Genomic DNA, 26,264 nt, shown 5'->3' with positions numbered 1-26,264 from the left:
AGGGGGCTTACGCGCCGTTCTCGAGGAGGTCCGAATCGTTACCGGGGCCGACCGGCTGCTATCCGCGTGCCTCGCGCGGCCCGGGGAGGCGGCGGACCTCGAGAAGTTCGAGGCCGAGGCCCTGGATGCGGTCGAGGATCCCGTACAGGGCGGCCTGGTCGAGCCCCGCGCCGACCAGCACCGTTTCGGCGGGGCGCAGCACGACCGTCAGCTCGTCGAACGCCGACCGGAAGGCCTCGCCGAGCCTGCCCCTGACACGGATCTCGAAGTCGCCGCCACCGGAGGGCGTTCCGGCCGGCTCGCGGCCCGGACCCGTGTGTGAACCGCCCATGACGCCACCTCCCGTGCGAGCGTCGTCCCGCACGCCATTCTCCCGGCGACCGCACCGCCGGGGGCATCACCTCGCACGGGTGACAGCCGCGCGTGGGGGCGAGGCTCATCCGCTGCGGGTGAACCGTTTTTGGTGGCGCGGGCCGCATGCTCCGGTTCCATCGGGTCCTGATCCACCGAGATCGAGGAGGGTTGCGACATGGCCGAGCCAGAGCCCCGTGTCCGTCCGGCCGCCGTCGGCGGAGTCGTCTTCGCCGCGTTCGTGATGGGCATCATCGGCGCCTTTCACGCCATCGCCGGCCTCGCCGCGGTGCTCAACGACAACTTCACCCAGGCGCAGAACGACTACGCGTACGACTTTGACGTCAACGCGCGCGGCTGGGTGCAGATGATCACCGGGGTCATCGTCTTCGCCGCGGCGGTCAGCCTCTTCAGCGGCCGAACCTGGGCGCGGATCGTCGTCATGACCATCGCGGCGATGAGCGCGCTGGAGAACTTCTTCTTCACCCCGTACCAGCCCGTCTGGTCGGCGATCCTCATCGCCCTCGACATCCTCGTGATCTGGTCCCTCGCCATGTACGGACACCGCGAGGCGCACAAGGTCTACGGGGCGCCGCTCTGAACCCCTCACGGGCGCCGTACCGTCAGGGCCAGGCCCGTGATGCCGCGCCAGTCCAGCGGCGGGCGTTCGCGGTACGTTCCCGGGCGCTGCCTCGGCACGATCACCCGCAGCGCGCCGGGGCGCACGTCGATGCGTACGGGGACGTCCATCCGCACCGCCTCGCCGTCGAGGCCGACGGGGATCGAGTCCTGGTCGGCGTCGACGACCACCGAGTCGGCGGTCCGTGTCGTCACACCGGTGGACCGGCTGCCGCGCAGCAGCCCGGCGGCCTGGGCGGCGCTCGTGACCCGCACGGCGACGCAGCCGAGGATCCCGCCGTCGAGCCGGGTGCGCCGGCCGAGGCCCGCGATGTCATGGGCGCCATAGGGGTTGTTGCTCACCAACAGGGCCTGTGGCTCCGCGACTTCGTGCTCGCCGACCCGCGCGGTGAGCTCCGCGCCCTTGTGCCGGGTCAGTAGGTCTGGCAGCAGATCGAGGGTGGTACGGGTCTTGTCGTCGCGGTAGGCCGGGCTCTGCACCACCTCGGCGTACGCCCCGAACGAGACGTTGTTGACGAACGGGTGGCCGCCCGCCCGGCCGAGGTCGACCCGCAGCTGCACGCCGTCGGCCAGCGCGTCCAGCGCCTTCGACGGGTCCTCGCGGTCCAGGCCCAGGTCGAGGGCGAAGTGGTTGCGGGTCCCCGCGGGGATCACCAGGAACGGCAGGCCGAGTTCGGCGGCCACGTCCGCGACGAGCGCCTGTGTGCCGTCGCCGCCCGCGACGCCGAGCAGATCCGCCCCGGCGGCGGCGCGCTCCCGGGCAAGCGCCGCCACGTCGATCGTCTCGGGCCCCTCCAACAGCACGACGTCCGCGCCCAGTTGCTCGGCCTTCGCGCGCAGGTCGAAACGGTCGACCTTGCCGCCGCCCGAGCGCGGGTTCATGATCAGCACCGGCCGGTGGAACGCGGGCGCTGCCGTCTCCTCGGGCGCCGGGGCCGGGGTCGAGCGCGGCCCCAGCGCCGCCCGCCCCGCACCCGCGGCGAGCAGCCAGAGCCCGCCCGACACCAGCACCACCCACACCAGGTGCGCGCGGGCGTACGCGACGAGCACCCAGACCGGCGCCGCGACGGCCAGAAGCAACGCCAGATACCGCGCGGGCCCCCGCCTGCTGAGCACCCACCACACGGCGGCGGCCGTGACCGCCGTCCCCAGGATCCCCGCGCCGAGCAGCGCGAAGGTCCGCAACCCCGCGAAGGCGGCCAGGACCAGCACGGCGCCCGCCGCGGCGGCCAGCGACCCACGCGCCAGCCATCGTTGCCCCGGTCCCTGTACCTGTGTCGTCGGTTCCATGACCGGCAGTCTGCGACCGGGAGGCCCGCGCGGACTCACCCCCGGGAGGCGACCTCACACCGGCGGGGTGACGTCGCGGCGCCCGGCCCGGCGCACGGTGTGCACAGCCAGGAAGGAGCCCGCCATGACCGAGATGACGAGCCGTCGCCGCAGCGCGCGCGAACGGGTGAGCACGGGCAGGTCCGCGAGGTCCCGCGCCCCGCGCTCCGGGCACGCCGACTACGCCCCCGCCGCCGACCGCCCCGACCCCGTCGACATCCTGGAGAAGCAGTCGGCGGCCAGGCTGCCGGAGCTCGTACCGATCCGCTACGGCCGCATGCTGGAGTCGCCGTTCCGCTTCTTCCGGGGCGCCGCCGCGATCATGGCGTCCGATCTGGCGCACACACCCGTCACCGGCCTGCGGGCCCAACTCTGCGGCGACGCCCACCTGTTGAACTTCCGGCTGCTCGCCTCCCCGGAGCGGCGCCTGATGTTCGACATCAACGACTTCGACGAGACGCTGCGCGGGCCGTGGGAGTGGGACGTCAAGCGGCTCGCCGCCAGCCTCGTCATCGCGGGCCGCGGCAACGGCTTCGGCCGTCCGGAGCGCGAGCGCGCGGTGCGGGCCACGGCCGCCTCGTACCGGCAGTCGATGGAGCGGTTCGCCGGGATGCGCACGCTCGACGTGTGGTACTCGCGGATCGAAGCGGAGGAGCTGTACGCCGCCGTGTCCGGGAAGCTGGACGGCCGCACCCGGCGGCGCATGTCGCACGCCCTGGGAAAGGCCCGCGGCCGTGACCACCTCCAGGCCCTGGAGAAGCTCGCCCACGTCGTCGAAGGCGAACCGCGCATCGCGGCCGACCCGCCCCTGATCACTCCGCTCGACCAACTGCTGCCCGGTGTCGAACGCAAGCAGCTGGAGGCGCAGTTGATCGACCTGATCGAGCGGTACGCGCGCACACTCAGCGCCGAACGCAGGGCGCTGCTCGGCCAGTACCGGGTCGTCGACATGGCGCGCAAGGTGGTCGGCGTGGGCAGTGTGGGCACCCGCTGCTGGATCGTTCTGCTGCTCGGCGGCGACGGCAGAGACGTCAACGATCCGCTGCTGTTGCAGGCGAAGGAGGCGGGGCCCTCCGTGCTCGCGGAGTTCGCGGGGCCCGGCGCCCACGCCAACCAGGGCGAGCGCGTCGTCGTCGGGCAGCGCCTCATGCAGGCGGCCGGCGACATGTTCCTCGGCTGGGAGCGGGTGGAGGGCCTCGACGGCCGCCAACGTGACTTCTATGTACGGCAGTTGAGGGACTGGAAGGTGATTCCGCAGGCGGATCTGATGTCCCCGCGCGTCATGGGCCTGTTCGGCCGGGCCTGCGGCGCGACGCTGGCCCGCGCCCACGCCCGCTCGGGCGACCGCGTCGCCATCGCCGCCTACCTGGGCCGCTCCGACCGCTTCGACCAGGCACTCGCCCGCTTCGCGGAGGCCTACGCCGACCAGAACGAGCGCGACCACAAGGCGCTCGCCGCCGCCGCGCGGGACGGCAGGGTGACCGTGGAGTCAGCGTGACCCGGTGACCGTCGTGCCGCCGAGCCGGCGCCGCAGGAACTCCTCCTCGGCCAAGACGCGTCCGACGGCCACGCCGAACACCACCATGGTGAAGAACAGGATCAGCCAGGACAGCACCGTGAACACCGAACCGAGAGCCCCGTAGCGCTCCACACTCATCCGCAGCGCATGCGGCAGCCACAGCCCCGACGCCCCACAGAACGCGACGACTCCCGCCGCGGTCAGCAGCGCCCCCGGCAGCAGCGGCAGCCACGGCACCCGCCCGGCGAGCAGCAGATGCTGGGTCCACCACCACATCAGCGCGGCCGCCGCGAACTGCAAGGGGTAGCCGAGGAGCACGCCCGCGCCGAACGCCCGGTGCAGCGTGCCCTGCACGATCAGCATCACCACCCACACGAGCAGCCACACCGCCCACCGCCACGCCACCAACCTGACCCCGGAGTGGGACACGTCCCAGGCGCGCTCGCACAGCCGTTGCAGGGCCCGGGTGAACGCGGTGGCGGAGAGCAGCGCCACCAGCACACCGGCCGCGCCCCAACTGTGCAGCGCGGCATCACCGCCCCCGGTCACCTCCTCGGCCTGCCGCGCCACCGCCCCGGACGTCCCGGTCAACGTACGCAGCGAGCGCAGGAGTTCATCCCGTACCACCTGCGGACAGAACGAGGCGAGGGCGATGAGCATCGGCAGGGCGGCCAGGAACGCCTGCGCGGCGAGCCGCGTCGCCATGTCCAGGATGGTGACGTGCACCAGCTGCTGCACGATCCGGCCCGCCAGGGGCCGGGCGGCATCCGTGATCGTCATGACAACGCCCTCCCGGGGCGGGGGACCCGCACTCCTGCCGGGCACTGTCGGGCCGGGCGCCGGGACGCACGTCGCCCGCGCCGGGTGACACACCACCTGGATGTAGGCTCCACGGATGGTGACGCACGAGCGGGAAATCGTGGATCCGGTGGACCTGTGCCACCCCGACGGCAGCCTCGACCAGGCGGCGGTCGGCTGGTCGAGGACGCCCGTGCACCGCGCCAATCTGCGCGGGTGGGGGCGGACCAAGCGCTGGGAGCACTGGTGCGTGACCACGCCGACGCATCTCGTCGCGCTGACCGTGAGCGACCTGGACTTCATCGCCCTCAACTCCGTCTATCTGCTCGAATTCGGGGCGCAGGGGCGGGAGTTCGAGCGCGCCGCCGTCGTTCCGCTCGGGCGCGGGGTGCGGCTGCCGGACCGGGTGGCGGGGGCCCCGGGCGTACCGGACGTGGTGGTCGGGCCCGCCCGGCCGACCGGCGGCAAGGTGCGGATCGAGATCCGCGACGAGGAGGGCGGCGTCCGGCTGCGCGGCCGGTGCCTCACGCCCGACCGGCTCCCGGTCGACATCGACCTGCTGGTCGCGCGGCCGAAGGACCATGAGTCGCTGAGTGTCGTCGTGCCGTGGGGCGCGCGGCGGTTCCAGTACACCTCGAAGCAGACCGCGCTGCCCGCGACGGGACGGGTCCGGATCGGCGGTGAGCGGCTGGAGTTCGGCGAGGGCGAGAGCTGGGCCGTGCTCGACCACGGGCGCGGGCGCTGGCCGCGCACCGTCGACTGGAACTGGGGCGCCGCCTCCGGACGCTCGGACGGACACACGCTGGGCCTGCAATTCGGCGGCCGGTGGACCGCGGGCACCGGCTCCACCGAGAACGGGCTGTGCGTGGACGGCCGGCTCACGAAGATCGGGGAGGAGCTGGACTGGCGCTGGTCGACCACCGACCCGCTCGCTCCCTGGAGCATCCGCACGACCGCGTCGGAGCAGGTCGACCTGACGTTCACGCCGTTCCACAACCGGTCCTCCCACACGGACCTCGGGCTGCTCGCCAACCACACCGACCAACGCTTCGGCCATTACGACGGCCACGTGCGCACCGACGACGGCACCGAGATCGCCGTGCGGGAACTGCTGGGCTGGGCCGAGGACGTACGCATGCGCTGGTGACCTAACCGGACCGGAAGACGGGCCCCGCCCCACCCGGGCGGGGCTTTCGCGTGCCCGGATTCCCCTGGCCCGATCCCACATTTGCGTAAAGGTGATCGAAACAAGCCTTGACCCATCAACTTCGAGCAAATAGCGTCCTTGCATTCCGGTCGACTCTTCACCAGGAAGGCTCCCTGTGCGCAGGCGCTCTCTCCTCGCCGCGGCCGCCACGACACTCGCGGCAGCGCCGCTCACGTCCGGCTGCGGTCCCTCCTCGTCGAATGCCTCTATGGCCAAGGGCGGCGATTCGCGGCGCGGCCACCTCACGTACGGCGTCTGGGACGTCTACCAACTGCCCGCCATGCAGCGCGCGGCCCGCGCCTTCGAGCGGTCCCGGCCGGGCGTGAGCGTCGACGTCCAGCTGACCCCGAACGGGACGTACTGGACGAAGCTGCGCACCGCCTGCACCGGCGGCGCCGCACCCGACGTGTTCTGGATGAACGGGCCCAACTTCGGCATGTACGCCGACGCAGGGCAGCTGCTCCCCCTGGACACCGGCGGCGACGACGCCGTGCTCCGCACCGACGACTTCCCGTCCGAACTGGTCTCCCTGTACCGCTGGAAGGGCACCCAGTACGGCGCTCCGAAGGACTTCGACACCGTCGCCCTCTGGTACAACAAGGAGCTCTTCGACCGGGCCAAGGTGCCGTATCCGGACGCCCACTGGACCTGGCAGGACCTCATCGAGAACTCGCAGCGGCTCACCGACCGCAAGCGCGGGATCTACGGGGTGGGGGCGCCCGTCCGCGCCCAGGAGAACTACTACGACTCCATCCCGCAGGCCGGCGGATGGGTCATCTCCGCCGACAAGCAGCAATCCGGATACGCCGACGAGAAGACCCGCGACGGGCTGCGGCTGTGGATCGACCTGATCCACCGGTACCGCAGCTCGCCCACCCTCCAGCAGATGGCCGACACCGACCCCACCCAGATGTTCCAGTCGGGCACGCTGGCCATGACCTACGAGGCGTCCTACAACGCCGCGACCTTCCACACCGACCGCGAGCTGCGGGCCAAGATCGACGTCGCGCCGATACCCAAGGGGAAGCACCGCGCAGGCGTGCTGCACGGCCTCGCCAACGTCGTCTACGCCCGCACGCCCAACCCCGAACTCGCCCGCGACTTCGTCCGCTTCCTCGGCACCGAACGCATCTCCCTCCTCCAGGGCAAGTACGGCACCGCGATCCCCGCCCGCAACGGCACCGCGCAGCCATGGGCCGCCGGAATGCCGCACTTCAACCTCCAGGTGCACCTGGACGCGCTCGACGACGCGGTGCTGTATCCCAGCTCCGCCAACAGCGCGGCCTGGCAGCACAAGGAACAGATGTGGCTCGCCAAGGCGTGGAGCGGTGTCGAGAGCCTCGAATCCGCCACCGACTCCCTCGCGGACGCCATGAACCAGCTGCTCGCGCAGGAGAGGAAGGGCAGGGCCTGATGAGCGTCGACACGCAGCCGAAAGCGGCGGTTCCCGCGCAACGCAGCCACCAACAACCGTTGAACAACAAGGAGTTGAAGCGCCGCGAGCGCCGGTTCCAGCACCGCGACAAGTGGTGGGGCTACGCCCTCATCGCCCCCGCCGGGCTCGGCCTCGCCGTCTTCTACCTGTGGCCCGTGGTGCAGACGGTGTACTACAGCCTCACCGAATGGGGCCCCTTCGGCGGGACGACCTGGATCGGCGCCGCCAACTACCGCACCCTCGTCGGCGACCCGGAGTTCTGGCAGTCCCTCGGCAACACCGCCATCTACACCGGACTCGTCCTCCTCGGCATCCCGCTCTCCATGGTGATCGCCGTGCTGCTCAACCTGAAGGGGCTGCGCGGCACCGGCATCTACCGGACCCTCTACTTCCTCCCGGTCGTCACGATGCCCGCCGCGGTCGCCGTCGTCTGGCGCTGGCTCTACAACGGCGACGCCGGCATCCTCAACCACGCGCTGTCCACGATCGGCATCGACGGCACCCACTGGGTGTCCGACCCGGGCACCATCCGCTTCGCGGTCGCCGTCGTCGGCGTGTGGATGACCGTCGGCTACAACATGATCCTGCTGCTCGCCGGGTTGCAGTCCATCCCCGGCGACTACTACGAGGCCGCCGCCCTCGACGGCGCGGGCCGCGTACGGCAGTTCGTCTCGGTCACCCTCCCGCTGATGAGCCCCACACTGTTCTTCACCACCGTGCTCTCGGTGATCCAGTCGCTCCAGGTCTTCGACCTCGTCTACCTGATGCTCGGCGCCAACACACAGAACGCGCTGCAGAACCCGGCCTACGGCGAGGGTCAGACAGTGGTGATGCTCTTCTTCCAGAAGGCGTTCTTCGACAACCAGCGCGGCTACGGCGCGGCCATCGTGTGCGTCCTGTTCGTCCTCATCATGGCGCTGACCGCCGTCCAGTTCCGGCTGCAGAAGAAGTGGGTCCACTATGCGTAAGACGGACACCCGACAGGGACGGATCTGGCCCGCCCACGTCCTGCTCGTGCTCGGCGCCGTGATCACCGTGTTCCCGCTGCTGTGGGAGCTGCTGACCTCGTTCAAGAGCTTCGGCGAGTCCGTGCGCGTACCGCCGACGATCCTGCCCGCGCACTGGGACTTCTCGAACTACGTCAAGGTCTTCGACGGCGTCCCGTTCGGGACGCAGTTCGTGAACACGACGATCATGGCGCTGCTGCGGACCGCCGCACAGATCCTGCTGTGCTCGATGGCCGCGTACGCCTTCGCCCGCATCCGCTTCCCCGGACGCGGCCCGATCTTCCTGGGCTTCCTCGCCGTCCTGATGGTGCCCGGCCAGCTCTTCCTGCTGCCGCAGTACCAGATCATGCAGAGCCTCGGCTGGCTCGACTCCATGCAGGCGCTCGTCGTCCCCGGCATGTTCTCCGCGTTCGGCACCTTCCTGCTCCGCCAGTTCTTCATGGGACTGCCCGAGGAGGTGGAGGAAGCGGCCCGGCTCGACGGTGCCAACCCCTTCACCGTCTTCTGGCGCATCGCGCTGCCGCTCGCCCGCCCCGGGCTTCTCGCGCTCGGCATCCTCACGTTCCTCTGGTCCTGGAACGACCTGATGTGGCCGCTCATCGTCAACACCGACCCGGCCAAGATGCCGCTGTCGGCGGGCCTCGCCTCGCTCCAGGGCGCCCACCTCACCGAGTACCCGGTGCTGATGGCGGGGTCCCTGCTCGCCACGCTTCCGGTGATCGTGGTGTTCGTCGCGATGCAGCGCCAGTTCATCCAAGGCATCGCTTTCTCCGGCATGAAGGGCTGACCAGACATGACCACGGACATCCGTACGCAAGAGACGCACGGCACCCCCGTACACACCCGCGAACTCCGCCTCGGTGTCATCGGTCTCGGACTGCGCGCCACCGTCGCCCGCGAAGCCCACCACCCCGGCGAGGGCTCCGCCGTGGTGGCCGTCGCCGACACCGCGCCCGGCATGTTCGACCGGGCCCGCGAGTGGTTCGGCGCCGACGTGCACACCTACGAGGGCCACCGGGCCATGCTCGATGCCGAGGACCTCGACGCCGTCTTCGTCATCACCCCGGACCACACCCACGAGGAACTCGCGGTCGACCTCCTCGAAGCCGGTGTCGCCGTCTTCGTCGAGAAGCCCCTCGCCATCACCACCGAGGGCTGCGACCGCGTCCTTGAGGCCGCCCGCACCTCCGGCTCCCGGCTCTACGTGGGTCACAACATGCGGCACATGCCCGTGGTCCGCGTCATGCGCGAACTCATCGAGCGCGGCGAGATCGGCGAGGTCAAGGCCGTGTGGTGCCGCCACTTCGTGGGCCACGGCGGCGACTTCTACTTCAAGGACTGGCACGCCGACCGCCGCAACACCACAGGACTCCTCCTCCAGAAGGGCGCCCACGACCTCGACGTCATCCACTGGCTGGCCGGCGCCTACACGGAGCGGGTCACCGCGCTCGGCGGCCTCACCGTGTACGGGGACATCGCCGACCGCTCGGGGCAGGCGCCCGGCGCCACCATGCCCGACTGGTACGACCCCGAGAACAACTGGCCCCCGAAGTCCCTCACCGGCCTCAACCCGGTCGTCGACGTCGAGGACCTCTCCATGATGGTGATGCGCCTCGAAGGCGGCATCCACGCCAGCTACCAGCAGTGCCACTACACACCCGACTACTGGCGCAACTACACCGTCATCGGCACCGAGGGCCGCCTGGAGAACTTCGGCGACCACGGCGAGACCGCGGAGGTCCGCGTCTGGAAGCGGCGCAGCGGCTACCGCGCCGAAGCCGACCTCGTCGTCCCGATGCCCGCACCCGGCGAGGGCGGGCACGGCGGCTCCGACCCGCTGCTCGTCGCCGAGTTCCTGCGCTTCGTGCGCGAGGGCGGCGCCACCGACACCAGCCCCGTGGCGGCCCGCGAGGCGGTGGCGGCGGGCGTCGCCGCCACCGAGTCCCTGCGGGCGGACGGGCAGCCGGTGACGGTGCCGCGCGTGTCGCCCGAACTCGCCAACTGGTTTACGAACGACCAGAGTTGAGGGCCCCAGGGATTCTGCTGGCCCTCATCCCGTCCACGACCAGTTCGCGACCTCGGGGAGGTCCGTGCCGTGCTCGCGGATCCACGCGTGGTGCCGCGTGCGGGTGTCGGCCATCGTCTGGCGCACCGCCGCGGCCCGCACGGCGAGCCCCGGCACCCGGTCGATGACGTCCATGACCAGGCGGTAGCGGTCCAGGTCGTTGCGCACGACCATGTCGAACGGCGTGGTCGTGGTGCCCGACTCCTTGTAGCCGCGTACGTGCAGGTGGGCATGGCCGGTGCGGCGGTACGCGAGGCGGTGGATCAGCCACGGGTAGCCGTGGTACGCGAAGATCACCGGCTTGTCGGCCGTGAACAGCGCGTCGTACTCGGAGTCCGGCATGCCGTGCGGGTGTTCACCCTTGGGCAGCAGCCGCGTCATGTCGACGACGTTGACGACACGCACCGCGAGCTCCGGCAGATGCGTGCGCAACAGGCCCGCCGCCGCGAGGACTTCCTGCGTCGGCACGTCTCCCGCGCACGCCAGGACGACATCGGGCTCGCGGCTGCCGTCCTCGGTGCCCGCCCACTCCCACACCCCGGCGCCGCGCGCGCAGTGGGCGCGGGCATCGTCGAGCGACAGCCAGTCGAAGGTCGGCTGCTTCCCGGCCACCACGACATTGACGTAGTCCCGGCTGTGCAGCACGTGCTCGGCGACCGAAAGCAGCGTGTTCGCGTCCGGCGGCAGATACACCCGTACGACGTCGGGGCTCTTGTTGAGGACGTGGTCGACGAAGCCGGGGTCCTGGTGCGAGAAACCGTTGTGGTCCTGGCGCCACACGTGTGAGGTCAACAGGTAGTTGAGTGAGGGCAGCGGCGCCCTCCAGGACAACTCCCTTGATGTCTTCAGCCACTTGATGTGCTGGTTGACCATCGAGTCGACGATGTGCACGAACGCCTCGTAGCAGGAGAACAGGCCGTGCCTGCCGGTGAGGTTGTAGCCCTCCAGCCAGCCCTGGCACAGGTGTTCCGACAGCACCTCCATGACCCGGCCGTCGCGCGCCAGGTGCTCGTCCGTGTCGAGCGTTCCCGCCTGCCAGGCCTTACCGGTGGCGTCGTAGACGGCTTCGAGGCGGTTGGACGCGGTCTCGTCGGGGCCGACGATGCGGAAGTCGCGGCGGTCCGCGGTGTCCCGCATGACCTGGGCCAGCAGGTCGCCGAGCACACGGGTGGGCTCGTGGAGCGCGGTGCCCGGCTTGTCGACGGGCACCGCGAAGCGCTCCAGCGGGGCGAGCGGCAGCTTGCGGGTGAGCAGCCCGCCGTTGGCGTGCGGCGTGGCACCCAGGCGCCGGGTGCCCTCGGGCACGCAGTCGAGGACCTGCCGGGTGGGGCGGCCCTCGGCGTCGAAGAGTTCCTCGGGGCGGTAGGAGCGCAGCCACTCCTCCAACTGCCGCAGGTGGTCCGGGTTCTCGCGGACGCCGGGCAGCGGCACCTGGTGGGAGCGCCACGTGCCCTCGACGGGTTCGCCGTCCACGTCCTTCGGGCCCGTCCAGCCCTTCGGCGTGCGCAGCACGATCATCGGCCAGCGCGGGCGCTCCTTCGTCTTCCCCTCGCGGGCCTCGCGCTGGATGCGGGCGATGCGGTCAAGGGCCTGGTCCATGGTGCGGGCCAGGTCGCGGTGCACGCGCAGCGGATCGTCGCCGGTCACGTGCAGAGGCTCGTGCCCGTACCCGCGCAGCAGCTCGTCGAGCTCGGCGTCGGGGATGCGGGCGAGCACGGTCGGGTTGGCGATCTTGTAGCCGTTGAGGTGCAGGATCGGCAGTACGGCCCCGTCGTGCGCCGGGTCGAGGAACTTGTTCGCGTGCCAGGACGTCGCGAGCGGCCCGGTCTCCGCCTCGCCGTCGCCGATCACACAGGCGACGAGCAGGTCCGGGTTGTCGAGGGCGGCGCCGTAGGCGTGCGCGAGGGAGTAGCCGAGCTCGCCGCCCTCGTGGATCGAGCCGGGCGTCTCGGGCGCGACATGGCTCGGCACCCCGCCGGGGAAGGAGAACTGCTTGAACAGCCGCCCCATCCCTGCGGCGTCCCGCGAGACGTCCGGATACGTCTGCGAGTACGACCCTTCCAGCCAGGAATTGGCGAGCACGGCGGGCCCGCCGTGTCCCGGACCCCAGACGCACAGGGCGTCGAGGTCGCGCTCCTTGATGACACGGTTGAGGTGGGTGTGCACGAGGTTGAGGCCCGGGGAGGTGCCCCAGTGGCCGAGAAGGCGCGGTTTGATGTGCTCGGGGGTGAGCGGCTCGGTGAGCAGAGGGTTGTCGAGGAGGTAGATCTGGGCCGCCGCGAGATAGTTGGCGGCCCGCCAGTGTGCGTCGAGCGCGGCGGCCTGGTGCTTGGACAGATCCTTCGCCATGGCAGCTCCATCAGTAGCGGCAGTGTGCTCGGGCGCCGCCAGTCTGTCGCCCGGTCCGGCCGCGCACGAAGAGCCCTTGTGGCCATCGTGCCGGGTCGCCGGGCCGACCCACCCCAAACACGAGGGGCGAGTCGGGTGACGTGTGGCTACAGGGTGAGCGGGCGGTCGACGTGACGGCAGAGCCGGCGTCGTGTCCGCTTTGGGCAGCAGCCGTGGCCGGTCGGCTCAGCTGCTCAGCTGTCGCCGCATGAGGGTCAGGTCGAGCCAGCGGCCGAACTTGGTGCCCACCTCGCGCACCGTTCCCGCGTGCTCGAAGCCGTGCCGTTCGTGCAGACGGATCGAGGCCGCGTTGCCCGACTCGATCCCGGCGATCATGACGTGCAGGCCCGCGGCGGTGGCCGAGTCGACGAGCGTCGTCAGGAGGGCGGAGCCGATACCGGCTCCCTGGTGGCCCCCGGTGACGTACACCGAGTTCTCCACGGTGTGCCGGAACCCGGAGTACGCCTTCCAGGGCCCGTAGACACCGAACCCGACGACCGCGCCGCCGAGCTCCGCCACGTACGCCGAACCGCGCTCAAGGTGCGCGCCCAGCCAGGCCGCGCCCTCCTCGCGGGACTGCGGGGTGTCCGTCCACAGCGCCGTGCCGTGCTCGATGGCGTGGTTGCGGATGGCGAGGACGGTGTACAGGTCGTCCTCGTGGGCCGGGCGGACCTTCACCGCCGGGGCCGGCGTCTCGTATCGTAGAACCATGTCCAATATCGTAGACCCCCTGGTGGAGCGCATCGGCGCCCGGATTCGCGTGGAGCGGGACCGGCGTCATTGGACCCTGGCGGAGCTGGCCGGGGAGTCCGGGGTGTCGCGGGCGATGATCCACCGGATCGAGCGCGGCGAGAGCAGTCCGAGCGCCGTGATCCTCGGGAAGCTGTCGGCGGCGTTCCGGCTGAGCGTGGCGATGCTGCTCGACCCGGAGCCGGTGCCCTCCGGGGAGCGGGTCCGGCGTGCGCAGGAGGCGCCGCGGTGGCACGACCCGGAGACCGGGTACGTACGACGGCAGGTGTCCGGGCCCGCCTTCCCCGCGGAGGTGGCGGAGGTCCGGCTGCCGGCCGGGGCCGAGGTCCCGTATCCGGCCGCGGCGTTCGCGTTCCACCGCCAGATCATCTGGGTCCTCGAAGGACACCTCACGTTCCGCGAGGGCGACGTGGTGCACGAACTCGACCCGGGCGACACGGTCGAACTGGGCCCACCCGCGCCCTGCGTCTTCGCCAACTCCGCGACGCACGACTGCCGTTACGCCGTGGTCCTCGTACGCGACGGGGCGCCGTGAGCTGAGTGGGGAATTTAAGCCCCTGCGGCGATTGAGCAGCGGGGTACGGGGCAGAGCCCCGATCTTTCCAGCCCCGCCGGCGTTTGAGGCGCGGGGTCCGGGGCGCAGCCCCGTGCGGTGGGGCGCGGGCCGAACGGTGACCGCAACGCCCCCGCCGGGATCAGGACTCGCGCCGCGCCCGCTGCTCCGCCTGCTCGGCGTGAAGCTTCTTGACCCGCACATTCTCCTTGCGGACATCCGCCTGCGTGGCCCGCTCCACCTGCAACCACTCCGGGTTCTCGGCCTTGATCGCCTCGATCTGCTCCGTGGTCAGCGCCTCCGTGACACCGCCACGGGCCAGACCCGCGATGGAGACACCCAGCTTCTGCGCCACCACGGGACGCGGGTGCGGGCCACTCTCACGCAGATCGGCGAGCCACTGCGGCGGCTCGGCCTGCAGCGCGGACAGCTCGGCGCGCGAGACGACGCCCTCCTGGAACTCGGCGGGCGTGGCCTCGAGGTACACACCCAGCTTCTTGGCCGCGGTCGCGGGCTTCATGGTCTGGGCGTTCTGATGCGAACTCATGAGGTCAAGGGTATCGAGCGCGACGGGGCCCGCCGACCACGACGGGTAGCCTTGCCCCGTGACCGGCACGCAAGAAGCCCCCGAACCGCCCGCAGAGCCCGGCTTCCGCCTGGCCTACGTTCCCGGGGCCACCCCCGCCAAGTGGGTGCGGATCTGGCGTGAGCGCCTGCCCGACGTCTCGCTCGACCTCGTGCAGGTGGCCGCGGCCGAGGTGGCCGACGTGCTGCGCCGCGGGGATGCCGACGCGGGTCTGTTGCGGCCGCCCGTCGACCGCGAGTACTTCAGCGCGATCCCGCTCTACACCGAGCAGACCGTGGTCGTGGTCCCCAAGGACCATCTCGTGACCGCCGCGGACGAGGTCACCCTCGCCGACCTCGCCGACGAGATCGTGCAGCATCCGCTGGACGACGTGCTCGGCTGGGAGCGGCCGCCCGGGCAGCCGGCCTTCGAGCGACCCGCCACGACGGCCGACGCCGTCGAGCTGGTCGCGGCGGGTGTGGGCGTGCTCGTCGTCCCGATGTCGCTTGCCCGTCTGCACCACCGCCGTGACCTCACGTATCGCACGGTCACGGATGCGCCGGAGTCGAGCGTGGTGCTGGCCTGGCCCGAGGAGCGGACCACGGGGCGGGTCGAGGACTTCATCGGCATCGTGCGGGGGCGGACCGTGAACAGTACGCGGGGGCGTGCGCAGGCGGAGCCGGAGAGGTCCGAGAAGAAGAAGCAGCAGCCGGGGAAGAAGCCCTACGTGAAGCCGGGGCGCATCCGGCAGGACGGTAGGCCGCAGTCGAAGCGGAGTGCGAATAAGCCGGCGAAGAACAAGCCGCGGAAGCGGTCCTGAGTCACCGGGCCGTGTGCGGTGGACCGTCCTCCGGTCGCGGGGCTCCGCCCCGGACCCCGCGCCTCAATCGCCGGCGGGGCTTGAATGGGCTCAAGCGCCGGCGGGGCTGAAAGGCTCAGACGGCGGCAGGGTTGAAAGGCTCAGGCGGCGGCGGGGCTTGAATGGCTCAATCGCCGCGGGGGCTTGAATGGGGGCATGGGTGTGATGGTGCTCCTGCCCGAAGGCCGTCCATCACCAGGTCCAGTAGGCGGCCCGCCCGTTCCTGCCACGCCCCGTGTGGGTCGATCAGCCAGAGGCCTGCGATGGCCAGCATGAAATCGTCCGGGGTGATGCCGGGGCGGATGGTGCCTGCCTGCTCGTTTGCTTCCAGGAGGTGGGTCACCGCCTGGGTCAGGGGGCCGTGGGCCAGTTGCTTCATCGTGCCGCGCGCGCTCGTCGCCTCGCGGAGCGCGTCCGCGAGGCCCGCCTTGGCCATCGCGTACTGGGCGAGCCGGTCCATCCACTCGCGCAGGGCCCGCTCCGGCGGCCGGCAGCACAGCAACTCGCAGGCCGCGTCGGCGACCTGCTCCACCTCGTAGCGGTACACCTCGAGGACCAGCGCCTCGCGGCTCGGGAAGTTGCGGTAGAACGTGCCCTGCCCGACGCCCGCCTTCTTCGCGATCGCGCTGAGCGGCGTGTCCGCGGAGCGCGTCAGCTCGGCCAGGGCCACCTCGAGGATGCGGTCGCGATTGCGCTGCGCGTCCGAGCGCAGCGCGGCAGGCTTCTTGGCGTGCCCCACGCGAATTCTCCTCTCTTCGGCCGTGGCGGGGAATAGTGCTTGCTGGGCGGACAGTTGTCCACTACGTTCGTGTCCCGTAGAGCGGACAGTTGTCCGGTTAGAGTCCACACCATAGTGGGTGCGGGCTCCCACCGCACCCATGCCCGGTCCGCGTCCCACCTTGCGTACAGCGCCGATTCTCCACGCATCAGACACGCGAAAGAAGGCTGCACACATGCCCCCAGCTGACATCGGCGGCACGACCGTGTCCGCTACGTCCAGCGTCGTCACCTTGAACATCAACGGGGAGAAGCACACGCTTCCCGTCGATCACCGCACCACACTGCTCGACGCCCTGCGCGAGCGGCTCGATCTGACCGGCACGAAGAAGGGCTGCGACCAGGGGCAGTGCGGCGCCTGCACGGTGCTCGTCGACGGGCGCAGGACCGTGGCCTGTCTGCAGCTCGCGGTCGCCTCGGAGGACCGCGAGATCACCACCATCGAGGGCGTCGCGGGCCCGGACGGTGAACTGCACCCGGTGCAGGAGGCGTTCGTCGAGCTCGACGGCTACCAGTGCGGCTACTGCACACCCGGTCAGATCTGTTCGGCCATCGCCGTCATCGAAGAGCACGCCGCGGGCTGGCCGTCCGCGGCCACCGGCGACGTGCGGCCCGGGGTCGTCCCGAAGCCGCTGACCCCCGAAGAGATCAGGGAACGGATGAGCGGAAACCTGTGCCGCTGCGGCGCCTACGTGTCGATCGTGCAAGCGGTCGCCCACGCGGCCGCGCACGCCGCCGACGACGCGAAGGAGACCGTGGCGTGAGGGAGTTCGGATATGAGCGGGCGTCCGATGTGTCGGGCGCGGTCGCGGTGCTCGGCGCCGACCCCGAGGCACGCTTCCTCGGCGGCGGCACCAACCTCGTCGACCTGATGAAGATCGGCGTGGAGCGCCCCGCGCGCCTCGTCGACGTACGGGAACTTCCGCTGGATCGCGTTGAGTTGACCGCTGGCGGTGGGCTTCGGATCGGTGCCACCGTCACCAACAGTGACCTCGCCGCCCACCCCGAAGTGCGGCTCCGCTACCCGGCGTTGGCGCAGGCCGTGCTCGCCGGTGCCTCCGGGCAGCTGCGCAACATGGCCACCGTCGGCGGGAATCTGCTGCAGCGCACCCGTTGCGGCTACTTCACCGACGTCAGCAAGCCGTGCAACAAGCGGGAGCCCGGCAGCGGTTGCCCGGCCATCGAGGGTGAGCACCGCAATCACGCCATCCTCGGCGCGAGCGAGCACTGCGTCGCCGTGCACCCGTCCGACATGGGTGTCGCGCTCGCCGCGTTCGACGCCGTCGTCGAGTACGAAACCGCCGAGGGGAAGGGGGAGTTGGCGCTCGCCGACTTCTATCGGCCCGTCGGTGACACTCCGCACCTGGAGACCGGACTCCCGGCCGGCGCGCTCATCACCGCGGTCGCCCTGCCGCCCGCGCCCGTCGCCGCCAACTCGACGTACCGCAAGGTCCGCGAGCGCGCCTCGTACGCCTTCGCCATCGGCTCGGTCGCCGCGGCCGTCGACGTACAGGACGGTGTCGTACGGGACGCGCGGATCGCGCTCGGCGCGGTCGCCTCGCGGCCCTGGCGGGCCCGTGCCGCCGAGGCGGCGCTGATCGGACAGCCCGCCGAGGGCGCGACGTTCGCGGCCGCCGCCGACGCGGAACTCGCCGCGGCGAAGCCGCTGCCCGACAGCACGTACAAGGTGCCCCTGATGCGCAATCTGATCGTTGCGCTGCTCACCGAACTCGCCTCGGAGGCCACCCGATGACGACCACCACCACAGCGGCCGGCACGACGAAATCGGAGTCGGTGGGTGTCGGACGCAGCCGCGTCGAGGGGCGCGAGAAGGTCACGGGAGCCGCCCGGTACGCGGGCGAGTTCCCGTTCACCGACCTCGCGCACGGCTGGCTCGTGCTGTCCACCGTGGCGCGCGGCCGGGTCCGTTCGGTCGGTGAAGAGGCCGTGCGTGCCATGCCCGGCGTCCTCGCCGTCATGCACCACGGCAACGCGCCGCGCATCAACACCGACTACCTCACCCTGATGGGGCCGCCCGACGGCATCCTGCACGTCTTCCAGCACGACCAGGTGCTGCACGCCGGATGGCCCGTCGCTCTCGTCGTCGCCGAGACGCCCGAGCAGGCCCGGGAGGCCGCGGAGGCGCTCGTCGTCGAGTACGACGTCGAGCCGCACGACATAGCCTTCGAGGCCGACCGGCCCGGCACCTACACCCCCGAGGGTTCGGAGGCCGCCAAGGGCGACCTGGAGGCCGAACTCGCCGCGTCCGCCGCCGTCGTGGACGAGCGGTACACCACCCCCGAAGCGCACCACACGGCCATGGAGCCGCACGCGGTGACCGTGCGCTGGGAGGACGGGCGCCTGGAGGTGCACGATGCCAACCAGGGCAGCAGGGCGGTCGCCGACCAGCTCGCGCAGACCTTCTCGCTCGACCCGTCCGCCGTGCACGTCCGCTCGGAACACGTCGGCGGCGCCTTCGGCGGCAAGCTCGTGGCGGCGCACCACATCGCCGCCGTGATGGCCGCGACCGAACTCCAGCGCCCCGTCCGGCTCACCATGACGCGCCGTCAGGTCTTCGCGCTCACCGGCTACCGCAGCCCCACCACGCAGCGGATGCGGCTCGGCGCCGACGCCGACGGACGCCTTCGCGCGTTCGGACACGACGCGCAGTCGCTGACGTCGAACATCCGCGAGTTCGTCGAGGCGAGCGCCGGATACGGGCGCGTGATGTACGCGTCCGAAGCACACCTCTCCGTGAACCGCGTGGTGCCCGTGGACCTGCCGACCCCGACGTTCGTCCGGGCGCCCGGCGAGGCCCCCGGCTCGTACGCCGTGGAGTCGGCGCTCGACGAACTCGCCGAGAAGCTCGGCATGGACCCGGTCGCGCTGCGCGTGCGCAACGAGCCGGATGTCGGTCCCGTCTCGGGGCTGCCCTTCAGCAGCCGCAACCTCCTCGGCTGCTACGAGGACGGCGCGCGCCGCTTCGGCTGGGAGGGCCGCGACCCGCGACCGCGCGTGCGCCGCGAGGGCCGCTGGCTGCTCGGCACGGGCGTCGCCGCCTGCTCGTTCCCGTCCGGTGTTGCCCCGTCCACGGCATCCGTCACCGCCGAGCACGACGGTACGTTCACGGTCCGGATCACGGCAGCGGACGTCGGTACGGGAGCCCGCACCGCGCTGACCCAGATCGCCGCCGACGAACTCGGCGTCGACCAGGGCCTGGTGCGGGTACGGATCGCCGACAGCGACTTCGGGCAGGCGTGGCTGTCGGGCGGCTCGATGGGCACGCGCTCGTGGGGCTGGGCCGTGATGGCGGCCAGTCGCGAACTGCGCGACCGGCTGTCGCCGACCGCCGCGGTTCCGACCGAGGGCCTCACGGTCCGCACCGACACCACCGAACTGGTCGGCGCCCTCGCACAGAAGGAGCGCTACTCCTACGGCGCGCAGTTCGCCGAGGTCGCCGTGGACGTGGCGAGCGGCGAGGTCCGCGTGCGGCGCCTCCTCGGTGTCTTCTCCGCGGGCCGCATCATCAACCCGCTCACCGCGCGCAGCCAGTTGGTGGGCGGCATGACGTGGGGCATCTCCATGGCGCTGCACGAGGAGGCCGTGCGGGACGCGGCGGACGGCGGGCACGTCGGCGCCGACTTCGCGGGCTACCACGTCGCCGCCAACGCGGACGTGCCGGCCATCGAGGCGCACTGGGTCGACGACAACGACCCGGACGACCCCGTCGGCATCAAGGGCGTCGGTGAGATCGGCATCGTCGGCACGGCCGCCGCGATCGGCAACGCCGTGTGGCACGCGACCGGGGTACGCCACCGCGATCTGCCGCTGCGGCCGGATCGGGTGCTGCTCGCCGAGACGGAGCGCAATGCTTGACCTGGCCGCCGAACTGAGCGAATGGGCCGCGCAGGGCCGGGAGTTCGCTGTCGCCACCGTCGTCTCGGTGAGCGGCAGCGCGCCCCGGCCGCCCGGCGCGGCCCTCGCCGTCGACGCGGCGGGCGAGGTCATCGGCTCGGTGTCCGGCGGCTGCGTCGAGGGTGCGGTGTACGAACTGTGCGTGCAGGCCCTGGCGGACGGGGCGCCCGCGCGTGAGCGGTTCGGCTACAGCGACGACGACGCGTTCGCGGTGGGGCTGACCTGCGGCGGCGAGGTCGAGGTGCACGTCGAACCGGTACGGCTCGACTCGCCGTCGCGGGAGGCGGTGGTCACGGCGCTCACCGTCGCGGCGCGCGGCGAGGCGGTGGCGCTGGCGCGAATTCTCGACGGTCCGGGCGAACTTCCGTCCACCGGCGGCCTGTTGATGATCCGCCCCGACGGCTCGCACGAGGGGCGTCTCACGCAGGGCGACGACTCGGGGCTCGCGGCGCAGGCCCGCGCCTACCTCGACCTCGGCCGTACCGGGCTGTGCGAGGTGCCGGAGAGCAAGGCGCGCTGCGAGGGCGACGTCACGTTGTTCGTGGAGTCGAGTGTGCCGCCCGCGCGGATGATCGTGTTCGGTGCGGTGGACTTCGCGGGCGCGCTGGTCAAGGTCGGCAAGCTGCTCGGCTTCCACGTCACGCTGTGCGACGCGCGCGGTGTCTTCGCCACGTCCGCGCGGTTCCCGGAGGCGGACGAGGTGGTCGTGGAGTGGCCGGACCGCTACCTCCGCTCGACCGACACGGATGAGCGCACCGTGCTGTGTGTGCTGACGCACGACGCGAAGTTCGATGTGCCGTTGCTGGAGGTGGCGTTGCGGTTGCCGGTCGCGTATGTCGGGGCGATGGGGTCGCGGCGCACGCACGAGGACCGGTTGGCGAAGCTGCGTGAAGTCGGGCTGGGCGAGGTCGAGTTGGGTCGCCTGCACTCCCCGATAGGGCTCGACATCGGTGGCCGTACGCCGGAGGAGACGGCGGTCTCGATCGGAGCGGAAATCGTTTCGGCGCGGCGGGGTGGCAGTGGATTGCCGCTACGGGGCGGTGACGGGGCGATCCATACGGGGTGACCCGTCCTTGTTGCCTGGGGGTTCAGATGTCGCGCTGCTCGAGGCCGCGGGTGGCCGGGCCCTGTACGACCTGTCCGTCCGTGGCGAAGCGGGAGCCGTGGCAGGGGCACTCCCAGGCGCGCTCCGTCGCGTTGAACGCGACCAGGCAGCCCAGGTGGGTGCAGCGCGCGGACACGGCGTGCAGCTTGCCGTCGGCGTCCCGGTAGACGGCCGCGCGCCCGCCCTTGGTGCGCAGCACCGCCCCGGAGTCCGGTTGCAGCTCGTCGACGGATCCCGCGCTCGGGGGCCGCACCCGGTCGCCCACGAAGTGGTAGGCGACGTCCGCCTGGTGCTTCAGGAAACGGGGCGCCTCGCGCAGCACCGAGCGCACCCGGCGCGGATCGTAGAGGCCCGTCCACTCGGGTTCCTCACGGCCCGTGATGAGCGCGGTGAGCAGCCGGCCGGCCATGATGCCGCCGCTCAGCCCCCAGCCGCCGAAGCCAGTGGCGACGTACGTGTGCTTGGCCGCCGGGTGGAGGCGGCCCACGAGCGCTGTCGTGTCACAGGGGAACGTGTCCTGCGTGGCCCACCCGTAGGCGGGTTCGATGCCGGGGAAGTGGTTCTCGGCCCAGGTCACGAGGCGCTCCAGGCGCTGCGGGGTGTTCCCGGTGCCGGGGGTGAACTTCTCGCCGGTGACGATGAGCAGCCGCTGCCCGTCCTTGTAGGGCGCGGTGCGCACTGAGCGGGTGTTCTCCTCCGGCGTGATGTACATGCCGTCCGGGTCGCGCTCCGCGTCGATCGGCGCCGCCACCACCAGCTCCCGGCGGGGCGCGAGCCGGGCGAACAGCAGGGCCCGGTCGAAGATGGGGTAGTGGGTCGCGACGACCACGTCGCGCGCGGTGACCCGGGCCCCGGTCTCGGCCGTCAGGTGGCAGGCACCGTCCTCCTCCAGGCCGAACACCGACGTGTGCTCGTGCAGCAGCGCGCCGCGCGCCCGCAGGTCCTCGGCGAGCCCGAGCAGGTATTTGCGCGGATGGAACTGGGCCTGCCCCGTGACGCGTACCGCCCCCGCGACGCGGAACGGAAGGCCGGTCTCCGTCACGAACGACGCGGGAAGCCCCGCGGCCTGCGCCGCCCCGGCCTCGGCCCGCACCGCGGACAGATGCTGTCCCTCGGTCGCATAGGTGTAGGCGTCGCGGCGCTCCAACTCGCAGTCGATGCCGAGGAGTTCGGCCACCTCGAAGGCGTGCTCCACGGCCTCGGACTGGGAGCGCGCGTACAACCGGGTGGCCTCGACGCCCCGCGTGCGCCGCAACCGTTCGTAGGTCAGCGTGTGCAGCGCGGACAGCTTGGCCGACGTGTGCCCGGTGACCCCCTCGGCGATCCGGCCCGCCTCCAGGACCGCCACACTCAGCCCGGCCCGCGTCAACTCCCACGCGGTGCTCAGCCCGGCGATCCCCGCGCCGATCACCGCGACGTCCACGTTCACGTCCCGCTCCAGCGGCGGGAAGCGCGGCCCCGGCGCGGACTCGATCCAGTACGAACCTTGGACGGATGCACTCTCGGTCATGGCCCACGAGTCCCCCTGAACGGGCTGCTCAAGCGTGCGAGCGGTTTCTCGTCGAGCCGGTCGACGGGGTTCAGGCCAGTGATCACTACGGGGTGTTGACCGACTTCGCGGTGCCGGAGAGGGCGTCCGGGGCCTGGGCGGAGTGATCCGTCGCCGCCGACAGGTCGTTCAGGAGGCGGGTCGTCGCCGTGGTCAGTTCGCCGAGTGAGGCGAAGCCGCGGCCGGCCGGGTCGGCCAGGTGCGAGGCGATGCGGTCGCCCGCCGCCCGCGCCTCGGCGAGCGCGTCCGCGGCCTGCTCGCCGCCCGGACGGCCGATCCGGTCGGCGTCCGTGGCACACGCCTCACCGGCCGAGCGCAGCAGCGTGGCCAGCTCGTGCAGCGCCTGCGGCGGAGGTGCTGCGAACGGTGGTGTGTCGTGCGCCGCCTCCGTCAGTGAACGCAGGGCCTCCGCGAGATGGTCCGCGATCCGCTCCCAGTGGATGTCGTGGGACGGCGGGGCGGGCGGCCCGCGGCGCAGCCTGCGGCCGGGGTTCAGCCGGCGGCTCTCGTCCGCACGGTGCCGCGCGGTACGCAGTTCGGCGACCGTGGCACCGAGCCGCAGCGCCCGCCCGTGCCACTCCTCGGCGTCGGCCGCGCCGTACCCGTCCTCGATGCCGTCCGCGATCTCCCGCAGCAGCCGGGCGCAGTCCGCCGGCACCTGGGCCCGCAGCCGCCGCACGTCGCTGGTGTGCACGGGCGGCAGCACGAGCGCGTTGACGAGGACGCCGACGACCGCGCCCAGCACGGTCTCCATGAGCCGGTGGCCGATCTCCGCGGGGCCGTACGAGCCGTACGTCAGGACGAAGAGGGCCGCGCTCGGCGCGTACCAGCCCTGGTCGCCGAAGCGCCCGTACGAGCCGATGAGCACGGTGAGCGGAAGCGCGATCGCCATCCCGATCATCACGTTCTCGGTGAGTGCCATGGCCCCGGACGCGATGAGCGTGCCCGCCGCGACGACCAGGAACTGCTGCGCGGCCGAGCGCACCGAGCGGTACACGGTGCTGTGCACCAGGACCACCGCGGTCCACGGCGCGAGCAGCGCCATCGGCGCGTTCCACCATGTGCCGGCGAGCGCCCACGCCACGATCGCCGCGGCGGCCGCCTTCAGCGCCTGCACGGCTGTGGTCCGCTCGGGGCCGGGAACCGACACGGCGCGGCGTGCGGAACCCCCGATGGCCCGGAACTCGTCCACGATCATGCGCCCTGGCATGTGTCGCGGCATGGGTGCGTCCTCCAAGGGGTGGGGGAGTGGTCGGCCGGGTTCCCCGGCGTGGGTCGGGCGAAACACCGCAGGCCGGGAGTGGTGTGGGTGAGCAGGGGTACTCGGGTGCCATGACCCTCACGAACGACCGCGGGGCGGCAGTGCCGGCGCCCGGCCCCACGGCGGAACGGGCCCCGGAGCTGCCGCCCCCGCGCGGACCGCTGTCGGCCGCCGTGCTCGCGTATCTGCGCGGCGCGCGCCACCCGCTGCCAGGACCGGAGGCGATCGCCGCGGCGCCCCCGCTCGGCGACGACGTCCAGCTCGCCCTGTACCTCTGCTACGAACTCCACTACCGGGGTTTCGCCGAAGTCCCCGACACCCTGGAATGGGACCCGGACCTCCTGCGCGTACGAGGCGGCCTGGAACAGCACATGCTGGCCGACCTGCGCGCCCACGCGACCCGGCACGCCCACGCGCACGACGCCCTCGACGAGCTGCTGATGGAACCGGCGGACGGCGAAGGACTCAGCCATCTCCTCAGCGAGAAGGGTGAGCTGTGGCAGCTGCGCGAGTACGCGGCCCACCGCTCGATCTACCACCTCAAGGAGGCGGACCCGCACGCCTGGGTGCTGCCCCGGCTGCACGGGCGGCCCAAGGCGGGGATGGCCGCGATCGAGTTCGACGAGTTCGGCGGTGGCCGCGCCGACCGCATCCACGCGCGCCTCTTCGCCGACCTGATGGCGGACCTGGGCCTCGTCACCGACTACGGGCACTACCTCGACGCGGCATCGGCCGAGGCGCTGGCCCTCGTCAACCAGATGTCCCTGTTCGGCCTGCACCGCTCGCTGCGCGGCGCACTGGTCGGCCACTTCGCCACCGTCGAGACGACCTCGTCGCCCGGCTCCCGGCGCCTCGCGCACGCGCTGCGCCGCGTCGGCGCGGGCGAGCGCGCGGTGTTCTTCTACGACGAGCACGTCGAGGCCGACGCGGTGCACGAACAGGTCGTACGGCACGAGGTCGTGGACGGCCTCCTGGCCCAGGACCCCGGTCTCGACGCGGACATCGCCTTCGGCGTCGACGCCACCGGGTACCTGGAGGACCGCTTCGGAGGGACACTGTGGGCCGCATGGGAGGCGGGGGAGTCGTCCCTGCGCACCGTGTCGTCCCTGCGCGCCGTGTCGCCCTCGCACCTCGGGAGCCCGGCATGACCAGCCCACTGCTCAGCTTCCCCGGCGTCTACGCGCCGCAGGACGACACCTGGATGCTCGCCGACGCGCTGCTGCGGGAGCCGCTGGCGCGCGGCGCCGAGGTGCTCGACGTCGGCACCGGGACGGGGGCCGTCGCGCTCTTCGCCGCCGGTCGTGGCGCACAGGTGACGGCCGTCGACGTCTCGTGGCGTGCCGTGCTCACCGCGCGGCTGAACGCCCGGCTCAACGGGTTGCAGCTGCGGGTGCTCCGCGGCGACCTGCTCGCACCCGTCGCGGGCCGCCGCTTCGACCTCGTCGTCGCCAACCCGCCCTACGTTCCCGCCCCCTCGGCCGCCGTGCCGCGGCGCGGTGCGGCACGGGCCTGGGACGCGGGCCGGGACGGGCGTCTCGTGCTGGACCGGATCTGCCGCGGCGTGCCACCGCTGCTGAGCCCCGGCGGCACGCTGCTCATCGTCCAGTCGGCACTCAGTGACGCCGATCGCACGCTCGACCTGCTGCGTTCGCGCGGGCTTCGCGCCGAAGTGGTGGGCCGCCGGTCGATCCCCTTCGGGCCGGTCCTGGAGGAGCGCCAACAGTGGTTGCGGCGGCGCAAGTTGGTCGCCGATGACGCGTCGAGGGAAGGGCTGGTGGTCATCCGTGCCGCACGAACCGACTGAGGTGACGCCGCGCCGCGACGTCACCCGTATCAGTGCCGAGCGCACCGGTCCGCTTCTCGTCGAGGGGCCCGTCGAAGTCACCCTCGACGACGGTACGACGGTGCGGTCCGACCGGTTCAAGGTCGCGCTGTGCACGTGCCGTCGCAGCCGCCGGTACCCGTGGTGCGACACGAGCCACCGGCGTGGGCCCCGGCAGGCGTCCGACTCCGCCGAACCGGCGTGACGGACACGGGGCTCCGCCCCGGACCCCGCGCCTTAGTCGCCGGCGGGGCTTGATCTGGGGCTCTGCCCTGGACCCCGCGCCTTAGTCGCCGGCGGGGCTTGATCTGGGGCTCTGCCCTGGACCCCGCGCCTTAGTCGCCGGCGGGGCTTGATCTGGGGCTCTGCC

Annotated in this window: 25 protein-coding genes; 16 read left to right on the top strand and 9 right to left on the bottom strand. The window is 71.9% G+C overall.

The features are described 5' to 3' along the window. Nucleotides 1-58: 58 nt before the first annotated feature. Complete coding sequence (locus ABT004_RS02855) at nt 59-331, bottom strand: DUF8691 family protein (RefSeq protein WP_351331031.1); 273 nt, start codon at nt 329-331, stop codon at nt 59-61. Between the two features lie 198 nt (nt 332-529). Between ABT004_RS02855 and ABT004_RS02850 the strand changes: the two genes are divergently transcribed. After that, nucleotides 530-952 carry a DUF7144 family membrane protein gene (locus ABT004_RS02850; protein WP_351331030.1) on the top strand — a complete coding sequence of 141 codons (423 nt, stop codon included), beginning with the start codon at nt 530-532 and terminating at the stop codon, nt 950-952. A gap of 5 nt (nt 953-957) precedes the next feature. Here the strand turns inward: ABT004_RS02850 and ABT004_RS02845 are convergent, their stop codons facing one another. Next, nucleotides 958-2,280 carry a diacylglycerol/lipid kinase family protein gene (locus tag ABT004_RS02845; RefSeq protein ID WP_351331029.1) on the bottom strand — a complete coding sequence of 441 codons (1,323 nt, stop codon included), beginning with the start codon at nt 2,278-2,280 and terminating at the stop codon, nt 958-960. A 124-nt stretch (nt 2,281-2,404) separates the two neighbouring features. Between ABT004_RS02845 and ABT004_RS02840 the strand changes: the two genes are divergently transcribed. Then, nucleotides 2,405-3,817, top strand: coding sequence for a DUF2252 domain-containing protein (locus ABT004_RS02840; RefSeq protein ID WP_351331028.1), 1,413 nt, complete (start codon nt 2,405-2,407; stop codon nt 3,815-3,817). Here ABT004_RS02840 and ABT004_RS02835 read toward each other — a convergent pair. Further along, nucleotides 3,809-4,618, bottom strand: a complete 810-nt coding sequence (locus tag ABT004_RS02835; RefSeq protein ID WP_351331027.1) for a YhjD/YihY/BrkB family envelope integrity protein — start codon at nt 4,616-4,618, stop codon at nt 3,809-3,811. The two genes, ABT004_RS02840 and ABT004_RS02835, sit on opposite strands and share 9 nt — an antisense overlap. Nucleotides 4,619-4,733: 115 nt before the next feature. On the opposite strand from ABT004_RS02835, the gene ABT004_RS02830 reads away from it, so the two are divergent. The 5 genes from ABT004_RS02830 to ABT004_RS02810 all read left to right on the top strand — a co-directional run bounded on the left by ABT004_RS02830 (nt 4,734) and on the right by ABT004_RS02810 (nt 10,311). Then, nucleotides 4,734-5,783: a DUF2804 domain-containing protein gene (locus tag ABT004_RS02830; protein WP_351331026.1), complete on the top strand. Its 1,050-nt coding sequence runs from the start codon at nt 4,734-4,736 to the stop codon at nt 5,781-5,783. 175 nt (nt 5,784-5,958) lie between these two features. Next, the gene (locus tag ABT004_RS02825) at nt 5,959-7,257 is read left to right on the top strand and encodes an ABC transporter substrate-binding protein (RefSeq protein ID WP_351331025.1); all 1,299 of its coding nucleotides are present in this window, start codon (nt 5,959-5,961) and stop codon (nt 7,255-7,257) included. Beyond that, nucleotides 7,257-8,246, top strand: coding sequence for a carbohydrate ABC transporter permease (locus ABT004_RS02820; protein WP_351331024.1), 990 nt, complete (start codon nt 7,257-7,259; stop codon nt 8,244-8,246). The genes ABT004_RS02825 and ABT004_RS02820 overlap by 1 nt, the downstream gene beginning before the upstream one ends. Continuing rightward, the gene (locus ABT004_RS02815) at nt 8,239-9,072 is read left to right on the top strand and encodes a carbohydrate ABC transporter permease (RefSeq protein ID WP_351331023.1); all 834 of its coding nucleotides are present in this window, start codon (nt 8,239-8,241) and stop codon (nt 9,070-9,072) included. Before ABT004_RS02820 ends, ABT004_RS02815 begins: the two co-directional genes overlap by 8 nt. Before the next feature lie 6 nt (nt 9,073-9,078). Then, nucleotides 9,079-10,311: a Gfo/Idh/MocA family protein gene (locus tag ABT004_RS02810; RefSeq protein WP_351331022.1), complete on the top strand. Its 1,233-nt coding sequence runs from the start codon at nt 9,079-9,081 to the stop codon at nt 10,309-10,311. A gap of 24 nt (nt 10,312-10,335) precedes the next feature. Here the strand turns inward: ABT004_RS02810 and ABT004_RS02805 are convergent, their stop codons facing one another. Together ABT004_RS02805 and ABT004_RS02800 are read right to left on the bottom strand one after the other, a co-directional pair. Then, the gene (locus tag ABT004_RS02805; RefSeq protein ID WP_351331021.1) at nt 10,336-12,699 is read right to left on the bottom strand and encodes a phosphoketolase family protein; all 2,364 of its coding nucleotides are present in this window, start codon (nt 12,697-12,699) and stop codon (nt 10,336-10,338) included. Nucleotides 12,700-12,924: 225 nt separating this feature from the next. Beyond that, nucleotides 12,925-13,449, bottom strand: coding sequence for a GNAT family N-acetyltransferase (locus ABT004_RS02800; protein ID WP_351331020.1), 525 nt, complete (start codon nt 13,447-13,449; stop codon nt 12,925-12,927). On the opposite strand from ABT004_RS02800, the gene ABT004_RS02795 reads away from it, so the two are divergent. Beyond that, nucleotides 13,448-14,023 carry a helix-turn-helix domain-containing protein gene (locus ABT004_RS02795; RefSeq protein WP_351331019.1) on the top strand — a complete coding sequence of 192 codons (576 nt, stop codon included), beginning with the start codon at nt 13,448-13,450 and terminating at the stop codon, nt 14,021-14,023. The genes ABT004_RS02800 and ABT004_RS02795 overlap by 2 nt on opposite strands. 160 nt (nt 14,024-14,183) lie before the next feature. On the opposite strand, the gene ABT004_RS02790 is transcribed toward ABT004_RS02795, so the two are convergent. After that, a complete protein-coding gene (locus ABT004_RS02790) occupies nt 14,184-14,588 on the bottom strand; it encodes a DUF5997 family protein (RefSeq protein ID WP_351331018.1) in 405 nt (134 codons plus the stop codon). A gap of 58 nt (nt 14,589-14,646) precedes the next feature. On the opposite strand from ABT004_RS02790, the gene ABT004_RS02785 reads away from it, so the two are divergent. After that, nucleotides 14,647-15,426, top strand: a complete 780-nt coding sequence (locus ABT004_RS02785) for a LysR substrate-binding domain-containing protein (RefSeq protein ID WP_351331017.1) — start codon at nt 14,647-14,649, stop codon at nt 15,424-15,426. Nucleotides 15,427-15,592: 166 nt separating this feature from the next. Here the strand turns inward: ABT004_RS02785 and ABT004_RS02780 are convergent, their stop codons facing one another. Beyond that, nucleotides 15,593-16,204 carry a TetR/AcrR family transcriptional regulator gene (locus ABT004_RS02780; RefSeq protein ID WP_351331016.1) on the bottom strand — a complete coding sequence of 204 codons (612 nt, stop codon included), beginning with the start codon at nt 16,202-16,204 and terminating at the stop codon, nt 15,593-15,595. A 214-nt stretch (nt 16,205-16,418) separates the two neighbouring features. Between ABT004_RS02780 and ABT004_RS02775 the strand changes: the two genes are divergently transcribed. Genes ABT004_RS02775 through ABT004_RS02760 form a run of 4 tightly spaced genes read left to right on the top strand, consistent with a single transcriptional unit; the run spans nt 16,419 to nt 21,223 of the window. After that, a complete protein-coding gene (locus ABT004_RS02775) occupies nt 16,419-17,006 on the top strand; it encodes a 2Fe-2S iron-sulfur cluster-binding protein (RefSeq protein ID WP_351331015.1) in 588 nt (195 codons plus the stop codon). Further along, nucleotides 17,003-17,995 (top strand): FAD binding domain-containing protein, encoded by a 993-nt coding sequence (locus ABT004_RS02770; protein ID WP_351331014.1) that lies wholly within the window; start codon nt 17,003-17,005, stop codon nt 17,993-17,995. Before ABT004_RS02775 ends, ABT004_RS02770 begins: the two co-directional genes overlap by 4 nt. Further along, nucleotides 17,992-20,118 (top strand): xanthine dehydrogenase family protein molybdopterin-binding subunit, encoded by a 2,127-nt coding sequence (locus ABT004_RS02765; protein WP_351331013.1) that lies wholly within the window; start codon nt 17,992-17,994, stop codon nt 20,116-20,118. The genes ABT004_RS02770 and ABT004_RS02765 overlap by 4 nt, the downstream gene beginning before the upstream one ends. Further along, a complete protein-coding gene (locus tag ABT004_RS02760; protein ID WP_351331012.1) occupies nt 20,111-21,223 on the top strand; it encodes an XdhC family protein in 1,113 nt (370 codons plus the stop codon). The genes ABT004_RS02765 and ABT004_RS02760 overlap by 8 nt, the downstream gene beginning before the upstream one ends. A 22-nt stretch (nt 21,224-21,245) precedes the next feature. Here ABT004_RS02760 and ABT004_RS02755 read toward each other — a convergent pair whose 3' ends face one another. After that, nucleotides 21,246-22,772, bottom strand: coding sequence for an FAD-dependent oxidoreductase (locus ABT004_RS02755; RefSeq protein ID WP_351331011.1), 1,527 nt, complete (start codon nt 22,770-22,772; stop codon nt 21,246-21,248). Nucleotides 22,773-22,857: 85 nt separating this feature from the next. Next, on the bottom strand, nt 22,858-24,033 hold the full coding sequence (locus ABT004_RS02750) for an aromatic acid exporter family protein (RefSeq protein ID WP_351331010.1): 1,176 nt from the start codon (nt 24,031-24,033) through the stop codon (nt 22,858-22,860). Nucleotides 24,034-24,143: 110 nt separating this feature from the next. Between ABT004_RS02750 and ABT004_RS02745 the strand changes: the two genes are divergently transcribed. The 3 genes from ABT004_RS02745 to ABT004_RS02735 are packed head-to-tail and all read left to right on the top strand — an operon-like array spanning nt 24,144 to nt 26,099. Then, nucleotides 24,144-25,220: an iron-containing redox enzyme family protein gene (locus ABT004_RS02745; RefSeq protein ID WP_351331009.1), complete on the top strand. Its 1,077-nt coding sequence runs from the start codon at nt 24,144-24,146 to the stop codon at nt 25,218-25,220. After that, entirely contained in the window at nt 25,217-25,876 is a 660-nt protein-coding gene (locus tag ABT004_RS02740; protein ID WP_351331008.1) for a HemK2/MTQ2 family protein methyltransferase, read from the top strand. The genes ABT004_RS02745 and ABT004_RS02740 overlap by 4 nt, the downstream gene beginning before the upstream one ends. Further along, nucleotides 25,857-26,099, top strand: coding sequence for a CDGSH iron-sulfur domain-containing protein (locus ABT004_RS02735; RefSeq protein ID WP_351331007.1), 243 nt, complete (start codon nt 25,857-25,859; stop codon nt 26,097-26,099). Before ABT004_RS02740 ends, ABT004_RS02735 begins: the two co-directional genes overlap by 20 nt. Nucleotides 26,100-26,264: the final 165 nt, after the last annotated feature.

It is taken from the genome of Streptomyces sp. NPDC002790, from assembly GCF_040295505.1.
Classification (GTDB): Bacteria; Actinomycetota; Actinomycetes; order Streptomycetales; family Streptomycetaceae; genus Streptomyces.
Note: the sequence above shows the minus strand (reverse complement) of the source record. Positions and strands in the feature narration are given on the sequence as shown.